Here is a 25,208-nt window from a genome sequence, read left to right on the forward strand (position 1 = left end):
GGGTTTGGGGTGAGGCTCTTTTTATTTTAAAGAGCCTATCATATCTTCGGGGCGTACCCATTCGTCGAATTGTTCGTTGGTTAGGTAACCCAGGCCAACCGCAGCTTCGCGAAGCGATTTGTTTTCTTTTAGCGCAGTTTTGGCAATTTTAGCCGCGTTCTCATAACCTATATGTGGGTTAAGCGCGGTAACCAGCATCAACGAATTTTCAAGGTGTTTTTTGATGCCATCGTAGTTTGGTTCGATACCAACAGCACAATGATCATTGAAAGATACACAGGCATCGCCAATTAACCTTGCCGACTGCAGGAAGTTTGCTGCCATTAAAGGTTTAAACACATTCAGCTCGTAATGGCCGTTTGAACCACCGATGGAAATGGCAACATCGTTACCCATTACCTGCGCCGCAACCATGGTAACCGCCTCGTTTTGGGTTGGGTTAACCTTGCCCGGCATAATAGATGAACCTGGCTCATTATCCGGGATGTGGATCTCGCCAATACCAGAACGCGGACCAGATGCCAGCATCCTGATGTCGTTAGCTATCTTCATTAACGATACCGCTATTTGCTTTAAAGCGCCATGGCTTTCTACAATGGCATCGTGTGCGGCAAGGGCCTCAAATTTATTTTCGGCAGTAATGAACGGCAGGTTGGTAAACTTAGCAATGTATTCGGCAACCTTAACATCATAACCTTTAGGGGTGTTGATACCCGTACCTACTGCAGTACCGCCAAGGGCCAACTCGCTAAGGTGATCGAAGGTGTTACGCAGGGCTTTTAAACCATGATTTAACTGCGATACATAACCCGAAAACTCCTGGCCTAAAGTAAGTGGCGTAGCATCCATTAAATGGGTACGGCCAATTTTTACAACGCTTTTAAAGTCTTCGCTTTTTGCTTTTAAAGTATCGCGCAGTTTCTCGATACCCGGGATGGTTACATCAATCAAAATTTTGTATGCCGCAATGTGCATAGCGGTTGGGTAAGTATCGTTTGATGATTGCGATTTGTTTACGTCATCATTCGGGTGGATGAAGGTTTTGCCCTCGCCCAAAGTATTACCCTGTATAACGTGCGCGCGGTTTGCAACCACCTCATTAACGTTCATGTTTGATTGTGTGCCCGAACCTGTTTGCCAGATCACCAATGGAAACTCGCTTGCAAGCGAACCGGTAAGGATCTCGTCACAAACCTGTGCTATCAGGTCGCGTTTATCGGCAGGTAAAACGCCAAGGTCGGTATTGGTGTAGGCCGCTGCTTTTTTAAGGTAAGCAAAGGCATCTATAATTTCCTTTGGCATAGATGCCTCTGGGCCTATTTTGAAATTGTTGCGCGAGCGCTCGGTTTGCGCGCCCCAGTATTTGTCGGCCGGTACCTCTACCGCGCCCATGGTGTCATGTTCGGTTCTGAAACTCATATGGATAGTATGTTTTTGCAGGGGCAAATTTAGGGTTTTATGTGGGTTTAAGCTAAACGAATACAGGTAATCTTTTTGTTATTTTAGCCTGCCTCATTTGCTTTCATCCAACTATTCAATACTATAATATTATCCGCATTGTTTTTCACCCAGGCCGCATTTTCAGGGAAGCTGCTTTGGCTAATAACTTTCACAAAAGTTTCGAAATTATCTGTTTGCGATAGCTTGAAAAAATACGGAGCGTATTTGTACGGCTTGCCTGTTGTGGCTTCAAAAGCGGCAAATAAATTTTTTAATTGCGCGGTAAGCAATGCTGTTGGTGACGTGTATTTACGCGTCATAAAACCGGCCAATACTTTGGTGATGATTTTGTTTTGGGCGAAAGCTTCGGCTTTGGTGGCGGCGTTTGGTTGGTACCCAACTTCTGCTTCCAGCGTGCCGCGCAGCAAGATGTTTTGTAGGTTCCCGAAAGCTTCCTTACTGCGGGTGGAGTTTGGTTCTAATTGTAAAAACCTACAAAAGCCAAGCACGGCATCGGCACGTTTATTTTCGTGGAAGGTTACCAGCGCGTACATCCTGATACTCCCTGCATCCAACGAGTCACGCTTTATGGCGCTTATAAAACTTTGTTCCGCATCGGGGTAAAGTTTGCCGCGGTATTGTACAATGCCAAGGTTATAATAAATGCGCTGGTTGGTGCTATCCGTTTTGATGCCGTTTCTGTAAGCCTCAATAGCTTTAGGCAGTTGTTTGGAGTTGCCGTAAATACTGCCCATTAAACTGTATGATGCGGCAGTAAGCGTAACGCTGGCATTGATTCTTATTGATTTCTCAAGAAATGGCACACCATCCGGCCCTTTGCCGCTGCTAAAAAGAGTTAAGGCCATTTCGTAATTTGTACGGGCGTTATCAGGTTCGGCAGTTAAGGCGGCTTTATACTTTTCTATCGCGGCAGCATATTGCTTTTGGCGGTACAACTGCTGGCCCTCTTTGGTAAGGCCGGCTGCATCCTGGGCGCAGGAAATGCTTGTTGCTGCTATTAGGAAGAATAGTATGCTGACCAAAAATCTCATTTTTAAAGTTACCAATTTAACATTGTTGAAACATTAATCAAAATTTAATCTTTTACCACTTAGATAATTTTTAATTTTCGCCTTTCGTTTTGTGATTGATTTTTTACCTATGAGACAAGTGTGCACAACTGTCATTTCCCTTGCTTTTTCTTTACTTTCTTTGGCCTCTTGTTCCCGCGGAAAGGGCGGCAATAAACCAGGCATCGCCGATAATGGTAAACCTTTTAATACAACAGAGCTTCTTAAATACGACCCCGCAAAAGGCGACAAAAAGATAGAAGAGTTTATGGAGCACCTGCACAAGGTAAGCGGCTTTAATGGCAATATACTTGTAGCAAAAAAAGGTAAAATAGTTTACGAAGGAGCATTTGGCTGGGCTAACCACTTAACCCGTGATAGCCTGAAATTAGGCTCGCAGTTCGAACTGGCATCGGTAACCAAAACCATGACAGGTACTGCAATTATGCAGCTTTGGGAAAAAGGGAAGATCAAACTCGATCAAGATGTAAAAGATTTCTTTCCGGATTTTCCGTACGATGGGGTCACCATTCGCCTGTTGCTTACTCACCGCAGCGGTATGATGAATTATGTATATTTTTTGGATAATATTTACCGCAGCCAGCATTTAAACCAGAAAAAGGGTGTTACCAATAAAGAAACCATGGCGCTAATAGCACAGTACAAGCCCGCGCGTTTTAACAAACCAAACGCAAGCTTTTTATACAACAACAGCAACTTTATGGTGCTGGGCGCTATCATAGAAAAAGTAACCGGCATGAGCTACGCCGATTACATGAAAGAAAATATTTTTAAACCTGCGGGGATGACGCATACCGCCGTTTACTCTAAAGCGGTTTATGATAAGATCCCGGTTGATGTTGTTGGGCACGATCGCAACAGCTGGAGATATTCGGTAGCGCAAAACTTTTTAGACGGCCCGGTGGGCGATAAAGGTATTTACAGCACCGTAGCCGACCTGTATGTTTTTGACCAGGCACTTAAGACCGGCCGTTTAATAAAGCAAGCCACACAAGATTCTGCCTATACAGATCGTAACCCGATGGTACGCGGGCACTTTAATTATGGTTATGGCTGGCGTTTGTTTACCAGCCCGGGCCAGAAGGTGGTTTACCATACCGGCTGGTGGCACGGTTTCCGCCATATATTTTTACGAGATATGAAAAACGATGTCACCATTGTTTTGTTAGGTAATGTAGTAAACGGTAGCTTGCTTCACCTGGATGACTTGTTTAAAATGACAGGCATGCCGGTAGTGCGCAAAGGAGCCTACAATGGGGCAGGCGATACCGCGGAGGATTAATTGTTGGTGAGTGGTTGATTTAGTTGATTGGTGAATAGTTGCCTTTCTAACCACTTAATCAACCAATAACTTAAAAAGGATGTTCGATAAATTAATGGAAGCCAAGCAAAAGGCTGGCGAAGTAAAACAACGTTTGGATGCCATTACTGTAACAGGTACTGCCGAGGGTGGAAAGATCACCGTACAGTCAAATGGTAATAAAGTTATACAATCTATTAACATAGATGCCGACTTTTACAAAGACGCCGATAAGGAAGAGCTTGAAGAGCTTTTGGTGGTTGCTATAAACAAGGCAATTGAACAAGCCGAAAACCTTAGCCAAACCGAAATGGCCGCCATGACCCAGGCTATGCTTGGTGGGATGGGCGGCTTAGGTAACTTATTTGGCAAATAAGCTGTATTACATTTAAGACACAATACTATGAAATTTACATATTATGGCCAATCGACCATTGAGTTGGTTGCCAATGGCAAAACATTGCTTTTCGATCCGTTCATCACACCAAACGAACTGGCTAAACACATTGATGTTAATGGCCTGAAGCCAGATTATATCCTGGTATCGCACGGGCACGGAGACCACGTTGCCGACTTAGTAACCATTGCAAAAAGCAGCAGCGCAAAAGTTATTTGCATTGCCGAAATTGCGGGTTGGTTAGCCAAACAAGGTGTAGATAATGTACACGGCATGAACATAGGCGGGGGCTTTGATTTTGATTTTGGCCGCGTTAAAATGGTAAACGCTGTGCATTCAAGTACTATGCCTGATGGTTCTGCAGGTGGTAACCCGGCAGGTTTCCTAATCTATTCGGAAGGTAAAGTAATTTACTTTGCAGGCGATACAGCGCTTACTTACGATATGAAGTTACTGGCTGATGAGAACCTGGATTGGGCCTTATTACCAATTGGCGATAACTACACCATGGGTGCCGATGATGCTATTAAAGCAGCAGCATTCATCAACTGTAAGAACATCATCGGTGTGCATTACGATTCGTTCCCGGTTATTAAAATAGATAAAGATGAAGTTACCGAGAAATTTATTAAAGCCGGCCTTAATCTAAAGCTGCCTAATGTTGGCGATAGCCTAGATCTGTAATCATTTCTTAGGTTATATAACAAAAATGCCCTGCGGTTATCGCGGGGCATTTTTGTTACAAGAATAAAGTGATTAAAGAACTGAAAGAATTACATCTTCATTGCGGTGTCTTTATTCATCATGGTGTCCTTCATCATTTTTTTCTTGTTAGTGTCTTGCTGTATTGCGCTGGCGTTGCCGCAAATGCATTTACACTACCGAAAGAGATGGCGGCAACCGCGATCATACAGATAGTCTTTTTCATAATAAGTTAATTTAGTTTTTTAGCTTTTTAATTAAACTGTATTAACTCAAAACCGTTGCGCTATCTTTTAAATTAAATAACTGTGCCACTTGGTATTATGGCCCTTTTTTTAATAATCACAATGCCATCGGTAACCGTATATGTCGGGAAATCGCCATCGGGCAAAGGTTCGCCGCAGTTGATTTTTACATCATCACCTATATAAGTATTTTTGTCGATGATGGCATTTTTGATGCAGCACCTGTCACCAATACCCATAATAGGTTGGTTGTTTTCTTTAGCTATCGCGATCTCTTCCAGCGTTTGATAATTATCGCTACCCATTACATAACAGCTTTCTATTTCGCTTGCTACACCAATACGGGTACGGATGCCAATAATAGCGTGGATAATGTGCGAGGCATTGATGATGCATCCATCGGCAATAATAGAGCGATCTATCAATGTACCCGAAATTTTAGTTGGCGGCAACATGCGTGCGCGGGTATAAATATGGTTTTTATCGAACAGGTTAAACTGCGGGATATCATCGGTAAGGCCAAGGTTAGCATCAAAAAATGATGGGATAGTACCGATATCTGTCCAGTAACCCTCGTATTGATAACTTACCACTTTGTGGCCTTGGATAGATTGCGGGATGATTTCTTTACCAAAATCGGTATACTCGTTACCTTCCAGCAATTTATATAACAGGCTTTTGTTAAATATGTAAATACCCATAGATGCCAGGTAGATCCGGCCCTGCGCTTTCATCTCATCGCTTACATCAGAAACCAGGTTCTCGAAACCACTCTTTGGTTTCTCCACAAATGAAGTGATCAGGCTGTCTGAATCTGTCTTCAGGATGCCAAAGCCGGGTACATCACTTACATTTACCGGGATGGTAGCGATTGATATATCGGCTTTTTTATCGATGTGCTGTTGTATCATTTCCTCAAAATCCATCTGGTACAATTGGTCACCGGATAGGATCAGTACATACTCAAAATCGTGCGTAGCCAGGTGGTGCAGGCTCTGCCTAACCGCATCTGCCGTGCCTTGGAACCAACCACCGCTTGTAGGCGTTTGCTCGGCGGCCAAAATATCAACAAATGCCTTGCTGAACGTGCTAAAATGGTAAGTATTTTTAATGTGCTTATTAAGCGAAGCCGAGTTAAATTGCGTTAAAACAAATATGCGGTTGATGCCGGAGTGCAGACAGTTTGAAATGGGAATATCCACCAAACGATATTTACCAGCAATTGGCACTGCCGGTTTTGAACGGGTTTGTGTAAGTGGCGCCAAACGGCTGCCCTGGCCGCCTCCAAGCACAATACTGATTACTTTCGATGTCATATCTTAGGAATTAAACTTTCATACAGGTTTATATATTCTTTTGCCGAGCGGTACCACGAAAAATCGAGGTTCATCATGCGTTTGCGTAAGGTTTGCATTTTGCGGGTGTCTTTATACAATACAACCGCGCGGGTGATGGATACGCATATATCATCTACCGTTACATTGTCAAAGCGTATGCCGTAACCGTTTTCGTCGCCAAAATCAATCACGGTATCTTTTAAACCGCCGGTGTTGCGCACTATGGGCATAGTGCCGTAACGCATGGAGTACATTTGATTTAAGCCACACGGCTCTACGCGCGATGGCATCAGCAGGAAATCGGCCCCGGCGTATATTAAATGCGCCAGCGACTCGTCATACCCAATAAATACATTGCAGTTTTGAGGGTACAGCTGTTTCAATAAATTCAGCGACATTTCGGTAGCGCTGTCACCCGCACCCAGTATCAGGAAGTTTACTTTATCGCCATGTTCTTTGATGCTTTTTTCGATGGCTGCAGGCAGCTGGTCTGACCCTTTTTCGACCACTAAACGGCCTATAAACGCTATTAAAGGCTTATCAAAAGACAAGCCGAAACGCTCGCATAAGATCTCTTTATTTTTTTGTTTACCCTTTGCAACCGTTGTCGCGTTAAAGCGCTCCGGCAGCATCGGGTCGGTTTCGGCACTCCATACTTCGGTATCAATACCGTTGATGATGCCTACACCTTTGTCGCGCTCTACATAGAAAAGGTATTCTAACCCGTTAGAGCTGATGCTTAATTCCTGCAAATAACTTGGCGATACGGTTGTGAACCTCCAGCAGCATTTTACTGCGGATGCCAGTGGGTTAATACCGCCGTTCCAGTCCAGCAGGCCGGTTTTATAAAAATCGATCTCGGGCAAGTAATGCAAATTATCCCAGCCAAAAGCGCCGTGATATTGTCCGTTATGGATAGTGAATACGGTTGGGATATTCGACAGCCTGCGATACAAATAAGAATTATACATCAGGAAGGGCACCAGGCCCGAGTGGTGGTCGTGGCAATGTATGAGGTCCGGCGTTTGGCCGCTCCAGTTTATCCAGTCCAGAAAGCAGATTTGGAAGGCCAGGAATTGTTCCTTCTCATCCGGGTAACTGTAAATATTTTCACGGTCGAGCAAGCCGGGGATCTTTACCAAGTATAACTCAAAACCAAGTTTATCAGTTTGTTCTTTTAAAATCTCAAAATAGATCCTGCGGGTGCCCAGCAGCGTAGTGCCCTGGAAAACAACATCAAACAAGTTTTCGTGAACAAATTTGCGATTATAAAAAGGCATCACAACGGCGGCTTGCAACCCTGCCAGGTTTTGGTATTTTGGCAGCGCGCCAACCACATCGGCAAGGCCCCCAACTTTAGCAATGGGGTAGCATTCGGCACTTAAGTGAAAAATTCTCATTCGGGATTATATGATGGTTAAGGTACTAAACATTTACCCAAATGAACAAACACATAATTTGAAAAATGTGTTTAAAAAAGTGATATTATTTAATCAGAAACAGCGGTTAATTACAATTAACGTATTAATGGAAATTGGTGAGGAGCGTTTATTGTGAAATTGTTAAAGGTTTGGGGGGCAAGAGCGGGTGGAGTGAAGGGAAATATTAGAAACATTATGGCGTTCCCGTTAGCCTGCGGCCGGGGCTATCCGCTACAATTCCTCATTTCGGGCTGCTGATAGAAGAAGCCCTGCATTCCGGGTTTTACGCTGCTATACCTAACGCATTTTTCCGAACCATAATTTTTAGGATTTAAGGATTGCCATGATTTCTTTTGAAAAAACGTCGGTCAACCCACCAGAAATGTTCACGTTCACGTTTGTGAACATATCTAAAATTTTCAAAAATCCTCATAATCAATTACTTGAATTTTTAACTACTGACAAAATAGCGCCACCACTTAGTATATATAAATTTATATAGTTAATTGTCTGAACCCGAATTTTCAGAATTGCGTGGGATAATTATTGGGAGCGGTGGGCCATGCAAAAACCTTTCTGAACCACTAATTGACGGCTTATCTCATCTAACAAGATTTCTCCTCATACCTCGTTCGAAATGAACTGTGTTTAAAAGCTATCGAGGTTTCCACGCTATCGCTTGCAAAGACAGGTTTAAAAGCGCTTAATGCGCTTCTAACCAATTCAACCCGGTACCAATCTCCACCATAATAGGCACTTCGGTTTTAATGGCGTTTTTCATGTTCTCCAGGATAATGGGTTTAACGATCTCTATCTCGTGATTGGGCACATCAAACACCAACTCATCATGCACCTGCATGGTCATACGGGCGTCCAGTTTAAGGGCTTTAAATTCGCGGTGGATGTTGATCATGGCAATCTTGATCATATCCGCAGCCGAGCCTTGTATTGGCGCGTTAATGGCATTTCGTTCTGCAAAACCGCGTACAGTTTGGTTGGCGCTGTTAATGTCGCGCAGGTAACGACGGCGGCCCATCAGGGTGGTTACATAGCCATTCTCGCGGGCAAAATTCATGGTATCGGCCATGTATTGTTTAATGCCGGGGTATTGGGCAAAATAGTTTTCGATGATCCCGGCAGCCTCTTTACGCGGGATGCCCAAATTCTGCGATAAACCAAATGCCGACTGCCCGTAGATGATCCCAAAGTTTACCGCCTTGGCATTACGGCGCTGGGTGCTATCCACCTCATCAATACCAATGCCATAAACTTTAGCAGCTGTAGCGGTGTGGATATCAATATTATCAATAAAAGCCTGGCGCATATTGGGGTCTTTGCTGATCTCGGCAATGATGCGTAGCTCTATCTGTGAATAATCGGCAGATACAATGCTGTGGTTGGCATCACGCGGGATAAACGCTTTCCTAACCTCGCGGCCCCTTTCCGTACGGATTGGGATATTTTGCAGGTTGGGGTTGTTAGAACTTAACCTACCCGTTGCTGCCACCGCCTGGTTATAACTGGTATGCACGCGGCCTGTTTTGGGGTTAACCATCGTTGGCAGGGCATCTACATACGTTGATTTAAGCTTTTGCAACTGGCGGAAATCTAATATATCCCTTACAATATCACTCTTGGCAGCAAGGCCTAACAGTACGTCTTCACCGGTTTGGTATTGGCCGGTTTTGGTTTTTTTGGCTTTAGGATCAAGTAGTAACTTCTCGAACAGCACCTCACCCAATTGTTTTGGCGACGCGATGTTGAAACGTACGCCTGCTTTTTCAAATACCGTTTTTTCCAGCACGGCAATATCGGTTTCCAGTATTTTGGAAAATTCTTTTAACGTTTCATGATCGATCTTTACACCTTCGTGCTCAATATCGGCCAATACATATATCAGCGGGTTCTCTATCTGGTGCAGTAAGTTTTCCGCGCCCACCTCTTTTATCTGTGGTTCAAAAACGGTGCGGAGCTGTAAGGTTACGTCGGCATCTTCGGCGGCGTAATCTTTTATCTTTTCTATTTCGACATCGCGCATGTTGCCCTGGTTTTTGCCTTTAGGGCCAATCAGCTCGGTAATAGAAACGGGTTTGTATTGCAGGTAATTTTCTGACAGGATATCCATACCGTGGCGGGTATCCGGGTCAATTACATAATGCGCCATCATGGTATCAAACAAGTCGCCTTTCATCTCCACATCGTACCATTTCAGCATCAATATGTCGAATTTTAGGTTCTGCCCCGTTTTACCAATACTGGCATCTTCAAATACAGGTTTAAATTCTGCAACCAGTTTGGTCGCTTCGGCTTCATTATGGGGGGCAGGTACATACCATGCCTGGTTATGTTTAACGGCGAACGATAAACCCACCAGTTCGCAATTGTTGGCATCGGTACCGGTGGTTTCGGTGTCAAAGCAAAAACGTTTTTGTTGTTTTAATATATTGATGAGTTCGGCGCGTTTTTCAAAGGTATCGGCCAGAATATATTCGTGTTCAACCGTGTTGATGTTCTTGATCTCAACAGGCGTTGGGGCTTCGTAAATGTTCTGCGTTTCAACGGTAAGCGTGGTGCGGCCATCGGCCACGGCGTTACCAAACAGATCGGTTTGTACAGATACGGCGCGGGTTTCGGTAATGCTGAAATCATCGCCAAACACACGGCGGCCTAACGTACGAAACTCTAACTCAGCAAAAAGTGGCTCCAGTAAATCTTTGCTTGGGGCGCACCTTTCCAGGCCTTCTTCATCCAGTTCCACCGGCGAGTTAAGATTAATGGTAGCCAATCGTTTCGACATCAAACCTTGCTCTGCAAAGTTTTCTACATTCTCGCGCAGTTTGCCTTTTAGCTCGTGGCTATGGGCTATAATTTCTTCAACCGAGCCATATTGTTTGATGAGGAGCTTGGCGGTTTTCTCACCTACACCCGGGATGCCGGGGATGCCATCCACCGCATCGCCCCAAAGACCAAGGATATCAATCACCTGTTCGGGGCGTTCTATCTCCCATTTCTCCAGCACTTCCTTAACACCCCATATCTCCATATCGTTACCCATGCGGGCCGGCTTGTAAACGCGAATATTTTCGGATACCAGCTGCGCAAAATCCTTATCGGGCGTCATACAATAAACCTGGTAGCCTTTCTTTTCGGCCTTTTTGGCAAGGGTGCCTATAATGTCATCGGCCTCGTAACCATCGCTGGTTATCAGCGGGATATTAAAACCAAGTACTACTTTAAATATATACGGAAGCGCTTTACTCAGGTCTTCGGGCATGGCTTCGCGGTGGGCCTTGTACTTTTCGTATTCGGTATGGCGTTCGGTAGGGGCATCGGTATCAAATACCACCGCCATGTGGGTTGGTTTCTCTTTACGCAGAACCTCCAGCAGGGTATTGGTAAAACCCATCACCGCTGAAGTATTTAGTCCACCCGAAGTAAAACGCGGGTTTTTACTTAAAGCAAAATGCGCCCGGTATATCAGGGCCATACCATCCAATAGAAAAAGCTTCTTCATTTTTTTGTTGATTGCACCGATAATTTTGGGATTATACCGATTTCTCAAAAATACAATTTCAAGAGGTTAATATCGAACACAGAATGCCGAATATTGAATGATGAAATACTTCGGTGTTGGAAATTCGAAATTTAGTATCCGATATTATTCTGTCTTAAATCGCAATCAGGCACATGGTCATTAACCATGCCGGTAGCCTGCATAAAGGCGTAGCAAATGGTAGTGCCGAAGAACTTAAATCCACGCTTTTTCATGTCCTTGCTTATGGCATCAGACTCTGGCGTGCTTGCATGCGCGCCTGTGTATTCTATAATAGGTTTGCCATTGGGCATAAAGCTGTACAGGTATTTATCAAACGAACCAAACTCGTTTTGTACATCTATAAACAGCTGCGCATTCCTGATGGCCGAGCTTATTTTTAACCGGTTGCGGATGATGCCTGCATCGTTCAACAGTCGCTCTTTATCGGCCTCATCAAAGGCCGCGACCATCTTTACATCAAAATTTGCAAATGCTTTGCTGTAACCATCGCGCCTGCGCAAAATGGTGATCCAACTTAAGCCTGCCTGCGCAGCTTCGAGGGTAAGGAACTCGAAGAATGTTTCGTCGTCATGTATGGTTTTGCCCCATTCTTTATCGTGGTATTCCATGTAAAGCGGGTCGGCTCCGCACCAGGTGCAACGGTTTAAGTTATCAGTTGGCAGTTTTGAGTTTGCAGTTGACATAGATCAAATGTAGCGATTAATAATAAGCGTTATTAAGAGGTAAGAAGCATTCACTTTAGAATAATTATCATCTTCCATGATGTGGCCGATAATCCATAAATTTACCGCTTAAATTAAAACCTATGGAAACCTTTTATGGTGCTACCGAGTTCTCGATATTGGATAACAATAACTACGTTTTAACTTTTGCCCAGCACTGATAAATGATAAACTTTAAACGGGCAGATCATTTCCACATTTGCGTGCCACCCGAAAGGCTGGAGGAGGCAAAAGACTTTTATACAAAAGTGCTTGGGTTGGAATTAATTGATCGGCCCGATCATCTTTTTTCCTCGGCAGGGTACTGGCTAAATATTGGCGATATGCAGGTACATATTGGTGTAGAACCCGCCTTGCCGCGCACAATCCGCCATACGGCGATGGAAGTTTTGGATGTTGATGCCGCCCGTAAGCACTTGCAAGATAATGGGGTTGAGATTATAGAAGAACCGGTGATTCCCGGCCGCAAGCGCTTTGCCTTTATAGATCCGTTTGGTAACCGGATGGAGCTGCTGCAACTCATTAATAGTTAGCAAAAATCATTGGCCTGATTTCTGTGTATGTTATAAAAACTTAAACGCCTTATGAAACTTATTTCGCCTAAACTGCATGGCCTTATAGATTACGTTTTGATCATCTTTCTGTTTGCTTCGCCCACCTTGTTTGCTATGCCTAAAGATGTTGCTACTTACACCTACCTGCTTGCTACCGGCCAATTGGTGCTTACCGTTATTACAGATTACAGTTACGGGATTTTTCGAATGGTAAGTTTACGTGTTCACCAGATTATTGAACTATTAGTTAGCATCGGGATGATCGTAGCGGCTTTTACCCTGTTTAGGTATGACGAGCGCTCGCAGCCTTACTACGCAACACTGGGGATATTTTGGCTTATTGTGGTAATTTTTACCGACTACAGCAAAAAAAGCGATGGCGTTAAAGCGCCAATTCTATAGCAGGATCCCAAAATATTTCTTTAAAATTTTGTACCTGGTTATCAATTACTTCAACACCTTCGTTCTGCAGCATCTGCTCCATGGTATCGCCTCCAAAATGGAATTTGCCGGTTAGCAGCCCCTGTTTGTTTACCACCCTTTGCGCGGGTACAGGCGGGTTAGCTGTTCCGCTGGCCATCATTGCGTAGCCCACAATTCTTGATGACTGCTTTGAACCTAAGTAAGCCGCAATGGCTCCGTACGATGTTACCCTGCCCTTAGGGATCTGCCTAACTACATCATATACGTTATCGAAGAAATTATAGTCGGGCATCGCAGTGTTTAGAATGTAAACTTAAGGTAGTTAATATTCTTATTATGCTGGAGGTACTTTTTCTCGTAATAGGTTTTGATGGATAGCACCTCGTCCGCGTATTCCGAGTGATAAAGGTCTTCGGTTTTTGCAAATAACTTCAGATCCAGTTCGGCTATTTTTTCGGCTGTGTAAGCATGCAGCTGGTCGTTATCGGTTTTCAGGTTCATGAAACCATCCGGCTTAAGCACTACGCGGTACATGTCTAAAAAGCGGGGAGAAGTTAAACGTTTCTTTTCGCGGCTTAATTGCGGCTGCGGGTCAGGGAAGGTGATCCAGATCTCATCCACTTCGCCGGGGGCAAAGTAATCAACCAGGTTCTCTATTTGTATACGCAAGAACGCAACGTTATTTACGCCATCCTCTGTCGCCGTTTTAGCACCGCGCCAGATGCGGTTGCCTTTGTAATCTATCCCAATAAAATTCTTATCGGGGAACATGGTAGCAAGGTTAACCGTGTATTCGCCTTTGCCGCAGGCAAGTTCTAATACTACCGGGTTATTATTCTTAAAAAAGCCTGTAGCCCAGCTGCCTTTGTTAGGCTTGCCGGCATCCAGCTGTAAAACATTACTAAAAGTTTCTATCTCGGCGAAGCGCCTTATCTTGTCTTTTCCCACGTGTTGTAATAAAAATGCGAAAATACGGATTTGTGGTTAACCTCGGGCTAAAAAAGGGAAAGGGATAAACTATATAAGCTTACCCCTTTAAGATCATTTTTCACAACAGGGCCGGTATCTTAATAAGCCTGGTATGCAGGCACTTCGTCTTTATCGAGTGCTATCTCGGTTTCTTTTTCTTTTTTCTTAAACAAATTCTCAAACAGGCCTTTTGCTTTACCCCAAACACCGGTTACATTCTCTTCGCTAATATAATGCGATGCCTTTTGTGAAAGGATGCCAACTAACGTTTTAACAATAAAGTTAGAATGCTTGAATAGCGTTTTGTTTAGAGCAAGCGGCAACACGAACCTTGATATGAGGCCTAAAAAATCTTGCTGGAAAAAGCCAGAATCCTTCATGCCATCAACCATTGGCGATTTTGGGAACAAAGAAAGTACGGTTGAAAAAATGGCCGAAGGGCCACTAAAACGAGTTTTTAATGCAACAGCTTGCCGCGCCTCTAAATTCTTAAGGCGGCCAATTTCGCCCTGTAGTTCAAATATATTTCTGATCGATGTTTCCATGGTCTTATTTAAATAGCTTTTTTATCATCGCATTAATAATAGGGCGCTGAAAACTGTGTTTCGCAACCCTTAGCAATACCGCAATAAGCAGGTATATCAACGCTACGCATCCAAAGCCCTGCCAGTACGAATGCAATACATCAGCCAAAAATAACGCCAACGTAAAACTTGCGAATAAGAATGTTAGCACTAAACCAATTATAATAACTATATCAATTATTACATCGGCTATTATGGATGTGCTGCGCTCAATAACTTCATATTTCAGTAGTTTAAAGCGGGTTTCAGCATAATCTTTTAGCTGGTCAATAATTGGGCGTGTTGCTTCTTCTTTTTCGGGTTCCATATTGTATTGTTAGTTACGGGGTATTAATAAGCCCCATAACGCTAAAATTATGCGTGTTCCAAGTCGTCCTGATATTCTGCTTCGGCGCCTTTTACTTTTGTTTTGATGTTGTCAACAACCTTGTCTTTAAGGCCTACCAGTTTATCAATTTCATTAGCAGCTGTCTCTTTGAGAGAATCGCCAAGGTTTGCTAATGATTCAGATAATTTGTCGCGTATTTCGGTACCTTTTTCCGGTGCAAATAAGATTCCCAGTGCCGCTCCTGCCGCTAATCCTGCAAGTAGGGCGACAAGCACTTTTGTGTTATCGTTCATATTGTATAAATTTTTAAGTTGAATATTTGTTTTATTAATTATCAAATAATTTTTAATCCTTGTGTATCAAGCCTCATTATTGCATTTCGGGGCCCATTCGTATCCGCTCCAGCCTGTCGGCCGCCATGCGGTTAGTTTCATATATTTCCAATAATAACAAAAAATACGACAGTAACACTGGCCCAAAAACCAAGCCAAGAATGCCAAAAAGCGGTAACCCTATAAAAACACCTATAATAGATATGATGGGGTGCGTATTGCCAATTCGCTTGTTTATAATGAGCCTCAGTACGTTATCTACATTGCCAATAAAAAGCAAACCGTATGATAAAAGTAAAATGCCCTTTAAATTATGCCCGCCGGCAAAAAGTATTACACTTGCGGGGATACACATGGTAGGCGCGCCAACCACAGGTAAAAAGGATAGGAACGATCCTATCACCCCCCAAAAAATAGCATCGGGGATACCAAACGCATAAAAGCCCATAGCCAGTAAAATCCCTTGTGTAAGCGCGATAACGCCCTGCCCTAAAACATTGGAGTAAGTTGAGTTACGCAATTCTGTAGCAAATTTTAAGGCATGTTGCTCGCGGAAGGGGGCGTATTTTAAAAGGCCAACTTCAAACTCTCGCATCTGTACAAACATAAAGTACAATAGAAAATACATCACCAATAGTGTAAGCACTATACTTGCGGCGCTACCTAACAATGACGGAAAAAGATCTGCAGCGTAAGCGCCAAGTTTTTGAAGCGTATCTTCTGCAAAGTGGGGTTGGTTAATGTTGGCCCCGGTAAAGGCATCAATTTTTTCGCTCCATTTATCAATATTGATAGATTCGCGGTTGATGCTGCCAATTTTACCGATCACCATTATGCTTAGCGAAAGGAAGGGGATAACGATAACAATAAGCGAGATGAGTATAATTATAATTGCGGCAAGGGCGCTGTTAAGGCTTTTGCGCTCGGTCATATAAAGATAGAACGGCCTGAAGATGGTGAAGAGAACTATGGCTCCAAGTATGGAGCTGAAAAGAGCGCTAAGGGCGTAAAGTAAAAAACAGCCGAGCGCAATAATACTTACCAGTATAATGTTGTTGCGCTGCTTATAGTTAAAGATAGACATTGTTACACCCGGGAAAGCTAATTGTGATACGAATATATAACAAAAAAGCGCCAAAAAGTTTCAGCTCCATTGCATATTTTCTATTCAAAATCGCCCAACAACTTATCTATTTTTTGGGCAGATTGGGTAATGCTATCCATGTACAACCCAAGGTCGCTACTTTGATCTTCCACCTCGTATCTTAAGCCTTCTAAAGCGAGGTAAATATTGGAGAGCTGGTTCTTAATATCATGCTTCAACATATCAACCGCCTCGTGGCTAACCGGTTTGTTTTCTTTTCCTTCGGCCATAATTATTTTAGGTTGATGGCCTTCATTTTATTGTAAAGCGTTTTGCGGTCAATGTTCAGGATCTCGGCAGCTTTGGTTTTGTTGAAGTTCACTTCGCGCAGCACCTTTAATATGGTTTCGTGCTCGGCGCCAAGGGCGGCATTTTTAAGATCGTGCTTAGGTTCTTTGGCCTCGTTTGTTGCCGATAGGTTTGACGGCTCGTATGCCAACACCTTAAAGTTAGAGATTTCCAGCGGGAGGGTTTTCATAGTGATCTCATTGCCCTCGCTTAATAAGGTTGCGCGGCGTACCACGTTCTTCATCTCGCGGATGTTACCCTGCCAGCGGTAGTTCATAAAGCACTCTATAACCTCGGGGGCAAAAGTGGTTACATTGCGGTCAAGCTCCTGGTTCGCAATTTTCAGGAAATGCTCGGCAAGCATCATAATATCGTTACCACGCTCGCGCAGGGGCGGCATATAGATGCTAAACTCGTTAAAACGGTGGTAAAGGTCCTCGCGAAAACGGCCTTTGCTGATCCCTTCCTGCAGGTTCTCGTTTGTGGCGATGATGATGCGGACATCCAGATCTATTTCCTTGGTGCTGCCAATGCGTTTTACCTTACGTTCCTGCACGGTACGCAATAGCGCTGCCTGGATCTCGTATGATAAGTTACCCACCTCATCCAAAAACAAGGTGCCGCCGTTAGCCATTTCAAAGTGACCGATTTTGGTGTATAAAGCGCCCGTGAATGACCCTTTTTCGTGGCCGAAAAATTCACTTGAAGCCAGTTCTTTGGTAAGCGAACCACAATCCATCGCCACAAAGGGCTGGTTATGGCGCGGGCTGTTCAGATGGATGCTTTTGGCAACCGACTCTTTACCGGTACCGCTTTCGCCCAATATAATAACGCTGTAATTGGTTGGGGCAACCAACTCAATTTGTTTTAAAAGTTCTTTTGATGCGCGGCTGGTACCTACTACAAATTCGCTGGATAAGATCTGCTTTTTGTTTTCTTTCTGCGGCTTGTCGTTACTGTCCGCGCTGTAATCGTTGGCGGCCATTTCCTGCAAGGCGTACTGGGTTTCAATAGCCTTGGTAATGGTATTCAGAATCTCATCGGGGTAAAGGGGCTTGGTGATGTAATCATAAGCGCCCATTTTGATGAGCTCTACAGCCATCTTAATATCCGAGTAGCCGGTTATGATAATTACGCCTGTTTTTGGGTAAAGCGCTTTAATGTTTTTAAGCATCTCGCGGCCATCGGTATCCTCCAGCCTAAAATCGCACAACACCAGGTCAAAATCGCCCTTTTTTAAACACTCCATACCTGCACCGCCGTTGGCAGCCGTGCTTACCTCAAAACCATTGCGTACCAAGAATTTTGATAGTAAAACCCCAACGTTAACTTCATCATCAATGATGAGTATTTTCTTCATAGCAGTATACGTGAGTGCAGGTAAATGTATTTGCAGTTAAATTACAAATATTTGCTAAGTTATTAGAATTATAATTGATAGCGTATAAAAAATGGTTTTACAACAAAAAAGGAGACCATAAGCCTCCTTTTTTTGTTCAATCGTTGTGTTTTTTATAGGTAGATGTTTAGGGCTTAGAAACCGTAAGCAACGCGTACACCTAAAAAGCTTGGTTTGCTGTTTTCAATAGCACTGTTAAATTTGGTAGTAGCTTCGTAACGTACACCGGCATCAATAAAGTTACCGCTTGCACTAACCGGGAACTGAACACCAATTTGCGGCGCATAAACAAATGCTACAGATTTATCATTGTAGGTATCTTTGCTGTTTAACAAGAAAGCGGCACCTGCTTCGCCCTGGATGTAAAAGTTTTGTACCGGGAAGAATTTTAAACCTGCTTTAACCGGCAATAATTTTATGTCGGTAAAGTCAAGGCCGGATACACCGCCCACGTCTTTTTTACCAAAGATGTTGTTGTAACCTGCGTTAACAGTTACGAATAACTGGTTTGCTACAGGAATATCTGCCTGTACCGAACCACCAAGGTTCCATTTGTGGGTGTCTTTAAGGTTGCCCACCGGGATGCCTGCATCAACACCGATGCTATAGCGTATGCCGCTTTTAGTAGTAGTGCTTGCAGAAGTAGAAGGGGTTGTTTGGGCTTTAGCGGCGAATGATAATCCGGCGAAGGCTAAAACCAATGTTGCGATTTTTAATGTACTTTTCATGATATTATGATATTAGATTATGTGCTGTTTTCTGTTTAGCACAGGGCAAAGTAAAGCAGGATTTCTGCTCTATTTTTTCATCCTATTGTCACGAATATTCAATCGATTGATTAATAGCGAATTAAATTTGACCAATTGGGGCGAATGGTCAGGCGAGTGTAACTTAAGTGTTAAAAACCGCGCTGGTATATGAAATTTGCATGAAAATGAATTTTCCCAGTTGTTTATCAAAGCGGCTATTTGGCGTAAAGAATCTTTACTTCCCTTTAAACTCCGCGTTGCGTTTTTCCAAAAATGCAGATACGCCTTCCTTAAAATCTTCGGTGCCGAAGCATTTGCCAAACTCGCGGATCTCAGTTTCGAAACCGTTGATACATTCGGCGCCAAAATCGTTAACTGTTTTTATGGCAGATGCCAGCGCAAGCGGAGCGCGGGTGAGAATCTTATTCATGATCTCTTCGGCCTTTGGCAGCAGGTCGTCCTGGAAAACAACGTGGTTAACCAGGCCTGCGCTAAGTGCTTCGGCAGCGGTAAGCATATCGGCAGTCATGATCAATTCCAACGCTTTACCGCGGCCAACCAGTTGAGTTAGGCGCTGTGTGCCTCCATACCCCGGTATCAAACCTAAAGTAACTTCGGGCAGGCCCATTTTGGCACTATCAGATGCTATACGGATATGGCAGGCCATAGCTAATTCTAATCCACCGCCTAACGCGAAACCATTAATGGCAGCGATGACAGGCTTATTGCCATTGGCGATCACATCAAAAACGGTTGACTGCCCGGTGCGCGAGAGTTCGGTGCCGCCTTTAATATCCAGATTTGCAAATTCGGAAATGTCAGCACCGGCTACAAAAGCCTTAGTGCCCGAGCCGGTAATGATTATACCGCCAACGCCGCTGCTTTTAAACGCATCTGTTAATGCCTCATGCAGTTCGCACAGGGTAAATTTATTTAACGCGTTAAGTTTGCTTTCGCGATTGATGATGATGTATTGTATGCGGCCTTTGTTTTGAACAAGGATGTTTTCGAATGCCATAACGATTGATCTTTAGAAATTGCGGTTGGTGTGCACCCAGTTGGTAATATAAGTAACAATATCGGCGGTGCTGGTACCCGGGGCGAACAGTTCGCCCACGCCGATCTTCTTGAGTTCGGCCATATCATCGGCCGGGATAATGCCGCCGCCGGTAAGCAGCACATCGTCCATTTTTTTCTCTTTTATCAAAGCCATTACCTTCGGGAAAACCGTCATGTGCGCACCCGAAAGTATACTGATACCAATAGCATCCACATCTTCCTGCAGGGCGGTGTTCACCACCATCTCGGGCGTTTGGCGCAGGCCGGTGTAGATCACTTCCATCCCGGCATCGCGCAGGGTGGTAGCAATAATGCGTGCACCGCGGTCGTGCCCGTCCAGCCCTACTTTGGCTACTAATACGCGTATTGGGCGGTTAAATTGGTTTTCGCTCATGGTTATAAAGGCAGTAAAAAGGTATATCAAAGTTAAGAGAAAATTATGGATGTTTTTACCACCACCGTCATGCCGAATTTATTTCGGCATCTCACGCGCTAAGTTTCTGTAGTGGTTAGATTATCGTTAGCCCGCTCATTGCCGCGGAGGCTACTTGTTTTTCGCTGCTGTTTATTTTTATTTTGGCGCTCAAGCGGGCTTCGCCGTTTTGTCTTGATACAAAAGGAAGCAAATACCAAGCGATAGCGAGGTCATGAACACCTATAAAAACAAACAACAGGTGAATAAATCAAGACAAAAAAATCTTTCCCCGCACAGGCCTTTGCCCATCGGCCACGGTTTTTTGTTGGCCCACCGCTCTTCAATACATATCTCACCCACATTCTGCAAATTCTTTAATTCGTAAATTCAGGTTCAGACAAACGGCGTGTCGCTTGTTCAAGGCGCGAAGTATCGCGTCTCTACGTCAAAAATATCTGTAGAGACGCGATACTGCGTCTCCTTACATAACAGGTTCCGCGTTAGGGATAGCAGTGGAAACCCCGGAATGTAGGGCTGCTTCTATCAGCAGCCTGGAATGAGGAGTTGTAACGGAAAGCCCGGGCCGCAGGCAACGCCCATATTCAGTTGGCAGTTGTTGGTTGGCAGTTAGCACATTGTAATATAATGCTGTACAAATAAAAGGCTACATAGTTCTATATAATCCCTGTTCAAAATGTATAATTCTGTATAATTTCTCCGTACTTTTGCCACCTGTTACAAACATCATGAGCGAAGAAAGATCACTGAATTTTATAGAGGAAATTGTTGAAGCGGATATTGCCGCGGGCAAAAATGACGGGAGGGTTTTAACGCGTTTCCCGCCCGAGCCTAACGGTTACCTGCACATTGGGCACGCGAAATCGATATGCCTTAACTTCGGCCTCGCTAAAAAATATAACGGTAAAACCAACCTGCGTTTCGACGATACCAACCCCGCTAAAGAAGAGGTTGAATACGTGGATAGCATTAAAGAGGATGTAAAATGGCTTGGCTTTGAATGGGCCGAGGAACTTTACGCCTCGGACTACTTTGACCAGCTTTATGCGCTTGCCGCTGAAATGATAAAACAGGACCTTGCTTACGTTGACGACAGCACTGCCGAAGAGATAGCCATACAAAAAGGTACGCCTACCGAAGCCGGTGTAGCTAACGAATACCGCAGCCGCCCTATAGAAGAGAACCTGCAACTTTTTGCAGATATGAAAGCCGGTAAATACCCGGATGGCGCCAAGGTGCTGCGTGCCAAACTGGACCTGACATCGACCAATATGCAACTGCGCGACCCTTTGATGTACCGCATTAAACACACTCATCACCACCGTACCGGCGATGCCTGGTGCATTTACCCGATGTACGATTTTGCGCATGGGCAAAGCGATGCTATTGAGCACATAACCCACTCGATATGTACGGTTGAGTTTATACCTCACCGCCCGCTTTACGAGTGGTTTATTGAGAAGCTGAACCTTTTCCCGAGTAAGCAATACGAGTTTGCCCGCCTTAACCTTAACTATACTGTGATGAGCAAGCGCAAGCTGCTGCAACTGGTAGAGGAAGGCCATGTAGACGGTTGGGACGACCCGCGTATGCCTACAATAAGCGGCCTTCGCCGCCGTGGTTATACACCTGCCAGTATCCGCGAGTTTTGCGAGCGCATTGGTGTTGCTAAACGCGAGAACATGATAGATGTTGGTTTGCTGGAGTTTTGTATACGCGAGGACCTGAACAAAACCGCCTGGCGCCGTATGGCCGTGCTTGACCCGGTTAAGCTTGTTATAAATAATTACCCGGAAGGCAAAACCGAGATATTCCACGGAGAAAACAACCCTGAGGTTGAAGGTGGCGACGGCAGCCGTGAGTTTCCGTTCGGCCGTGAGCTTTGGATAGAGCGCGACGACTTTATGGAAGAGCCTACCAAGAAATATTTTCGCCTGGGCATTGGCCTGATGGTGCGCCTGAAAAGCGCTTACATTATTAAAGGCGAAAGCATTGTTAAAGATGCCGGGGGCAATATTACCGAGATCCATTGCTCGTACATCCCCGAATCGCAAAGTGGTAACGATACCAGCGGCATCAATGTCAAAGGTACCATCCACTGGGTTAGTGCCGACCACGCCAGGAGTGTTGAAGTGCGCCTGTACGACCGCCTGTTCCAGGTGGAAGACCCAGGCAGCGAGGACGGCGACTTTAAAGAATACATTAACCCAAACAGCCTGCATGTATTGCAACCCGTTTATGTAGAGCCCGACCTGGCGAACGCCCCTATTGGCACCGCCGTTCAGTTTATGCGTAAGGGTTATTTTACACTCGATAAAAACTCGACCTCAGATAACTTAGTGTTTAACCGCACGGTGACATTGAAGGACGGGTGGGTAAAGAAAGGTTAAAGCTGAAAGGTAAAAGGCGAAAGGTTTTTAGAACGTTTCGCCTTTTTTAATATAATGCAGCTACCTTTTAGCTTTCACCTTTTACCTCTCAGCTTTCTTTGCAGCTACCTTTTAGCTTTCACCTTTTACCTCTCAGCCTTCTTTGCAGCTACCTTTTAGCTTTCGCCTAACCTCAAAATCAGTATTTTTTATACACATTAAAAAGCACGTCCAGATCAAACTGTGACAACGTGCCCGAGCCTTCGCGCTGTACAAAGTGGCGTTTAAAGGCGCCTATTGCTGCGGGGAGGTTGCCGGTATCGTAACCTATTAAACGTAGGGCAATAGCGCTGTCGAAGTTTAATGGTGCCGGCACGATGATGATATCCGAATAATAACCAAACCCTTTTTTAGCCAGTGTTTCCCATGGGAACAATATGCCCGGATCTGGTTTGCGGCCGGGGGCTATATCGCCGTGGCCTATGAAATTTGCGGTAGGGATGTTGTAGTCCTTTTTGAGTTTGGCGAGCAGGATAAGCAGGCTGTTCATTTGCGCGGGGGCGAATGGCTCGTTGCCTTTGTTATCCAGTTCGATACCTATAGAGCAGCTATTCATATCGCTGATGCTGCCCCACTTGCTTACACCGGCATGCCAGGCGCGCATATAATCGTTCAGCATGTGGATCACCTTACCATCTTTACCGATCACATAATGGGCGCTTACCTGTGGTTTTACGAGGGTGAAAGTCCGCACGGTTTGGGCCAGCGAATCTTGCGCAGTATAGTGGATAATAACATAGTTGGGCTTGCGCAGGTTAAAATTAACCGTGCCGATAAACTCAGAAGGAATGGGTTGGTTGAGGCTGTCGGTTAGCGTAGCCGGGTTTTCGGCCAGTAACATTTTGCTAAGGCTATCGGCTTGCGTGGTGTAAACACTATTTGTTTTGGTATGCGGATTAGTAACTTTTTTAGAACAGGCGGTTATAGTAGTTGCAGCTAAAAGCAGCAGAAACAGGCGGTTTTTCATGAGCATGTTATTTTGAAACTTTAGCTGCTTTTTTATCATCGCTTTCTAAGCGTCGTTCCAGCTTTTTCACATCTTCAACAGGTGGAAGGGCTTCTGGTTTTACTCCACGCTTTAATAAAATGTCGCGCACGGCTTTATTGTTGTCAACATGTTCTTGTGAGATTTGCGCCTGCTTGTTTAAATCTTTTTCGATAACGTTATGGCTGGTTAATTCATTTGCAAAATCTTTAGCCTTGATTGTAAGTGTAGGCAAAAAATCGGCAAGAGGTTTAGCAGCAGGCACCCCAAGCTTTTTCTTCATATCGGTTGTGCTGAACCCACCGAATAGGGCTTGATCTCCTTTAGACCTAATGAGCGCGAAGCCTGCACCATCAACACCACGCTCATACAAAATGCCAGATAGTTTCTTTTCAGATTTGGTCAATTTCTCCCGGGCAGAAACACGCTCAACGTCAATTAAACGTTGCTCAATTATTTCCTGCTTACGGGTTTGTACCGCAAAGTAGGTTTGGGCAAAAGCTATCGCAGGCTTTGACGGGTCACCATTTTGAGCGATAAGGTAACAGGCGTATCTTGTTAAGGCGATATCTTCAACTTCGCGTTGCGCACCTTTTGCGATCACGATCATTTTCGTGACGTCACGAAAATGATCGCGAACATCTGTGGAAGCGTTTTCTGCCGCCTTTTTAGCCTTATTTATTGCGTTTACAAAATTTTCCCAACGAGCATAGCCAAGGATTGATTGCAATTCTCTTGCGCTCCAACATTCAACCCCTTCAATTACATAACAAGCTTGTTCGAATTTACTAAGCAGTTCTAATATAACTTCTTTCTTCACCGTTTTAGTTTTACAGCAAGTTAGCTATTTTAAAAAGCTTAACAGCTGTTTGTTGGAAAAATCCCGCTACTACTTATTCTTCTTATAAAAATCCTCCAGCGCGTCTTTATACTCTTCGCGACTGAACAGGTTTGTTAGATCCAGAAATGATTTGTAGTTGGTGGTGTACTCGAACGCGTATTTGGCAACGGCGAGTTTAGAATCATCTGTAAGGAACTGGTTCATGAGGGTTGCCAGTTGGTTTATGGTGAGACCGACTTCTTTACTATTTATTTTGGCTTTTATAACGGCAATCTTCTCCTCGTCGTTACGCTGCTGCTGCATTTCTTTGAGGATGGCTTTGGCCTGCTCGGGCGCCATTGCTTTTTCCGGGTGCTTTATTTTATCGTAGCTGATAATAGAGCTTGCCGGTTTAATACTTGTTGTAGGGTTTGCCTGCGCCATTGCCGCCGAAAGCAGGATAATAGGTATGAACAGTTTCATTTTGGGTAGGGTGTTTAT

25 protein-coding genes and 1 pseudogene are annotated in these 25,208 nt (G+C 44.3%); 6 read left to right on the forward strand and 20 right to left on the reverse strand.

Annotation, left to right across the window (positions count from 1 at the left end; genetic code table 11):
• Positions 1-21 precede the first annotated feature (21 nt).
• Together fumC and RHM67_RS03400 are read right to left on the reverse strand one after the other, a co-directional pair.
• Positions 22-1,419: a class II fumarate hydratase gene (gene fumC / locus RHM67_RS03395; RefSeq protein ID WP_322230632.1), complete on the reverse strand. Its 1,398-nt coding sequence runs from the start codon at positions 1,417-1,419 to the stop codon at positions 22-24.
• Between the two features lie 83 nt (positions 1,420-1,502).
• Positions 1,503-2,492, reverse strand: coding sequence for a tetratricopeptide repeat protein (locus RHM67_RS03400; RefSeq protein ID WP_322230633.1), 990 nt, complete (start codon positions 2,490-2,492; stop codon positions 1,503-1,505).
• Positions 2,493-2,601: 109 nt separating this feature from the next.
• Here RHM67_RS03400 and RHM67_RS03405 point away from each other — a divergent pair, with 109 nt between their 5' ends.
• The 3 genes and pseudogenes from RHM67_RS03405 to RHM67_RS03415 all read left to right on the forward strand — a co-directional run bounded on the left by RHM67_RS03405 (position 2,602) and on the right by RHM67_RS03415 (position 4,912).
• Positions 2,602-3,813, forward strand: a complete 1,212-nt coding sequence (locus RHM67_RS03405; RefSeq protein WP_322230634.1) for a serine hydrolase domain-containing protein — start codon at positions 2,602-2,604, stop codon at positions 3,811-3,813.
• 76 nt (positions 3,814-3,889) lie between these two features.
• Positions 3,890-4,207 (forward strand): annotated as a pseudogene (locus RHM67_RS03410) (YbaB/EbfC family nucleoid-associated protein); the annotation flags it as partial.
• 27 nt (positions 4,208-4,234) lie between these two features.
• A complete protein-coding gene (locus RHM67_RS03415) occupies positions 4,235-4,912 on the forward strand; it encodes a metal-dependent hydrolase (RefSeq protein ID WP_322230635.1) in 678 nt (225 codons plus the stop codon).
• Between the two features lie 316 nt (positions 4,913-5,228).
• Here RHM67_RS03415 and RHM67_RS03420 read toward each other — a convergent pair whose 3' ends face one another.
• The 4 genes from RHM67_RS03420 to RHM67_RS03435 form a co-directional block, all read right to left on the reverse strand.
• Positions 5,229-6,491: a glucose-1-phosphate adenylyltransferase gene (locus RHM67_RS03420; protein WP_322230636.1), complete on the reverse strand. Its 1,263-nt coding sequence runs from the start codon at positions 6,489-6,491 to the stop codon at positions 5,229-5,231.
• The gene (locus tag RHM67_RS03425) at positions 6,488-7,912 is read right to left on the reverse strand and encodes a glycogen synthase (RefSeq protein WP_322230637.1); all 1,425 of its coding nucleotides are present in this window, start codon (positions 7,910-7,912) and stop codon (positions 6,488-6,490) included. Before RHM67_RS03425 ends, RHM67_RS03420 begins: the two co-directional genes overlap by 4 nt.
• A gap of 724 nt (positions 7,913-8,636) precedes the next feature.
• Entirely contained in the window at positions 8,637-11,447 is a 2,811-nt protein-coding gene (gene polA / locus RHM67_RS03430; RefSeq protein ID WP_322230638.1) for a DNA polymerase I, read from the reverse strand.
• A gap of 131 nt (positions 11,448-11,578) precedes the next feature.
• Positions 11,579-12,172 (reverse strand): DNA-3-methyladenine glycosylase I, encoded by a 594-nt coding sequence (locus RHM67_RS03435; RefSeq protein WP_322230639.1) that lies wholly within the window; start codon positions 12,170-12,172, stop codon positions 11,579-11,581.
• 203 nt (positions 12,173-12,375) lie between these two features.
• Here RHM67_RS03435 and RHM67_RS03440 point away from each other — a divergent pair, with 203 nt between their 5' ends.
• Positions 12,376-12,744, forward strand: a complete 369-nt coding sequence (locus RHM67_RS03440; RefSeq protein ID WP_322230640.1) for a VOC family protein — start codon at positions 12,376-12,378, stop codon at positions 12,742-12,744.
• Positions 12,745-12,795: 51 nt separating this feature from the next.
• Positions 12,796-13,167, forward strand: a complete 372-nt coding sequence (locus RHM67_RS03445; protein ID WP_322230641.1) for a hypothetical protein — start codon at positions 12,796-12,798, stop codon at positions 13,165-13,167.
• Here RHM67_RS03445 and RHM67_RS03450 read toward each other — a convergent pair.
• The 11 genes from RHM67_RS03450 to RHM67_RS03500 form a co-directional block, all read right to left on the reverse strand.
• Positions 13,148-13,480 carry an MGMT family protein gene (locus RHM67_RS03450; RefSeq protein ID WP_322230642.1) on the reverse strand — a complete coding sequence of 111 codons (333 nt, stop codon included), beginning with the start codon at positions 13,478-13,480 and terminating at the stop codon, positions 13,148-13,150. The two genes, RHM67_RS03445 and RHM67_RS03450, sit on opposite strands and share 20 nt — an antisense overlap.
• Before the next feature lie 8 nt (positions 13,481-13,488).
• A complete protein-coding gene (gene trmB / locus RHM67_RS03455; protein ID WP_322230643.1) occupies positions 13,489-14,136 on the reverse strand; it encodes a tRNA (guanosine(46)-N7)-methyltransferase TrmB in 648 nt (215 codons plus the stop codon).
• Positions 14,137-14,255: 119 nt separating this feature from the next.
• Positions 14,256-14,702, reverse strand: a complete 447-nt coding sequence (locus RHM67_RS03460; protein ID WP_322230644.1) for a hypothetical protein — start codon at positions 14,700-14,702, stop codon at positions 14,256-14,258.
• Between the two features lie 4 nt (positions 14,703-14,706).
• Complete coding sequence (locus RHM67_RS03465; protein ID WP_322230645.1) at positions 14,707-15,048, reverse strand: phage holin family protein; 342 nt, start codon at positions 15,046-15,048, stop codon at positions 14,707-14,709.
• 47 nt (positions 15,049-15,095) lie between these two features.
• Entirely contained in the window at positions 15,096-15,362 is a 267-nt protein-coding gene (locus RHM67_RS03470) for a YtxH domain-containing protein (RefSeq protein ID WP_322230647.1), read from the reverse strand.
• A gap of 76 nt (positions 15,363-15,438) precedes the next feature.
• Positions 15,439-16,485 (reverse strand): AI-2E family transporter, encoded by a 1,047-nt coding sequence (locus RHM67_RS03475; RefSeq protein WP_322230648.1) that lies wholly within the window; start codon positions 16,483-16,485, stop codon positions 15,439-15,441.
• A gap of 80 nt (positions 16,486-16,565) precedes the next feature.
• Positions 16,566-16,775, reverse strand: a complete 210-nt coding sequence (locus RHM67_RS03480; protein ID WP_322230650.1) for a histidine kinase dimerization/phospho-acceptor domain-containing protein — start codon at positions 16,773-16,775, stop codon at positions 16,566-16,568.
• A 2-nt stretch (positions 16,776-16,777) separates the two neighbouring features.
• Entirely contained in the window at positions 16,778-18,193 is a 1,416-nt protein-coding gene (locus RHM67_RS03485) for a sigma-54 dependent transcriptional regulator (protein ID WP_322230651.1), read from the reverse strand.
• A 173-nt stretch (positions 18,194-18,366) separates the two neighbouring features.
• Positions 18,367-18,960 carry a hypothetical protein gene (locus tag RHM67_RS03490; RefSeq protein ID WP_322230653.1) on the reverse strand — a complete coding sequence of 198 codons (594 nt, stop codon included), beginning with the start codon at positions 18,958-18,960 and terminating at the stop codon, positions 18,367-18,369.
• A 256-nt stretch (positions 18,961-19,216) separates the two neighbouring features.
• Positions 19,217-19,999 carry an enoyl-CoA hydratase/isomerase family protein gene (locus RHM67_RS03495; RefSeq protein ID WP_322230654.1) on the reverse strand — a complete coding sequence of 261 codons (783 nt, stop codon included), beginning with the start codon at positions 19,997-19,999 and terminating at the stop codon, positions 19,217-19,219.
• Between the two features lie 12 nt (positions 20,000-20,011).
• Positions 20,012-20,434, reverse strand: coding sequence for a cobalamin B12-binding domain-containing protein (locus tag RHM67_RS03500; RefSeq protein WP_252757563.1), 423 nt, complete (start codon positions 20,432-20,434; stop codon positions 20,012-20,014).
• Positions 20,435-21,201: 767 nt separating this feature from the next.
• Between RHM67_RS03500 and RHM67_RS03505 the strand changes: the two genes are divergently transcribed.
• Positions 21,202-22,863, forward strand: a complete 1,662-nt coding sequence (locus RHM67_RS03505) for a glutamine--tRNA ligase/YqeY domain fusion protein (protein ID WP_322230657.1) — start codon at positions 21,202-21,204, stop codon at positions 22,861-22,863.
• A 178-nt stretch (positions 22,864-23,041) separates the two neighbouring features.
• Here the strand turns inward: RHM67_RS03505 and RHM67_RS03510 are convergent, their stop codons facing one another.
• The 3 genes from RHM67_RS03510 to RHM67_RS03520 all read right to left on the reverse strand — a co-directional run bounded on the left by RHM67_RS03510 (position 23,042) and on the right by RHM67_RS03520 (position 25,190).
• Positions 23,042-23,869, reverse strand: a complete 828-nt coding sequence (locus tag RHM67_RS03510) for an N-acetylmuramoyl-L-alanine amidase (protein WP_322230659.1) — start codon at positions 23,867-23,869, stop codon at positions 23,042-23,044.
• 7 nt (positions 23,870-23,876) lie between these two features.
• A complete protein-coding gene (gene dinD, locus RHM67_RS03515) occupies positions 23,877-24,707 on the reverse strand; it encodes a DNA damage-inducible protein D (protein ID WP_322230660.1) in 831 nt (276 codons plus the stop codon).
• A gap of 69 nt (positions 24,708-24,776) precedes the next feature.
• Complete coding sequence (locus RHM67_RS03520) at positions 24,777-25,190, reverse strand: DUF4476 domain-containing protein (RefSeq protein ID WP_322230661.1); 414 nt, start codon at positions 25,188-25,190, stop codon at positions 24,777-24,779.
• Positions 25,191-25,208: the final 18 nt, after the last annotated feature.

This window comes from Mucilaginibacter sp. 5C4 (assembly GCF_034345625.1).
Taxonomy (GTDB): domain Bacteria; phylum Bacteroidota; class Bacteroidia; order Sphingobacteriales; family Sphingobacteriaceae; genus Mucilaginibacter; species Mucilaginibacter aurantiaciroseus.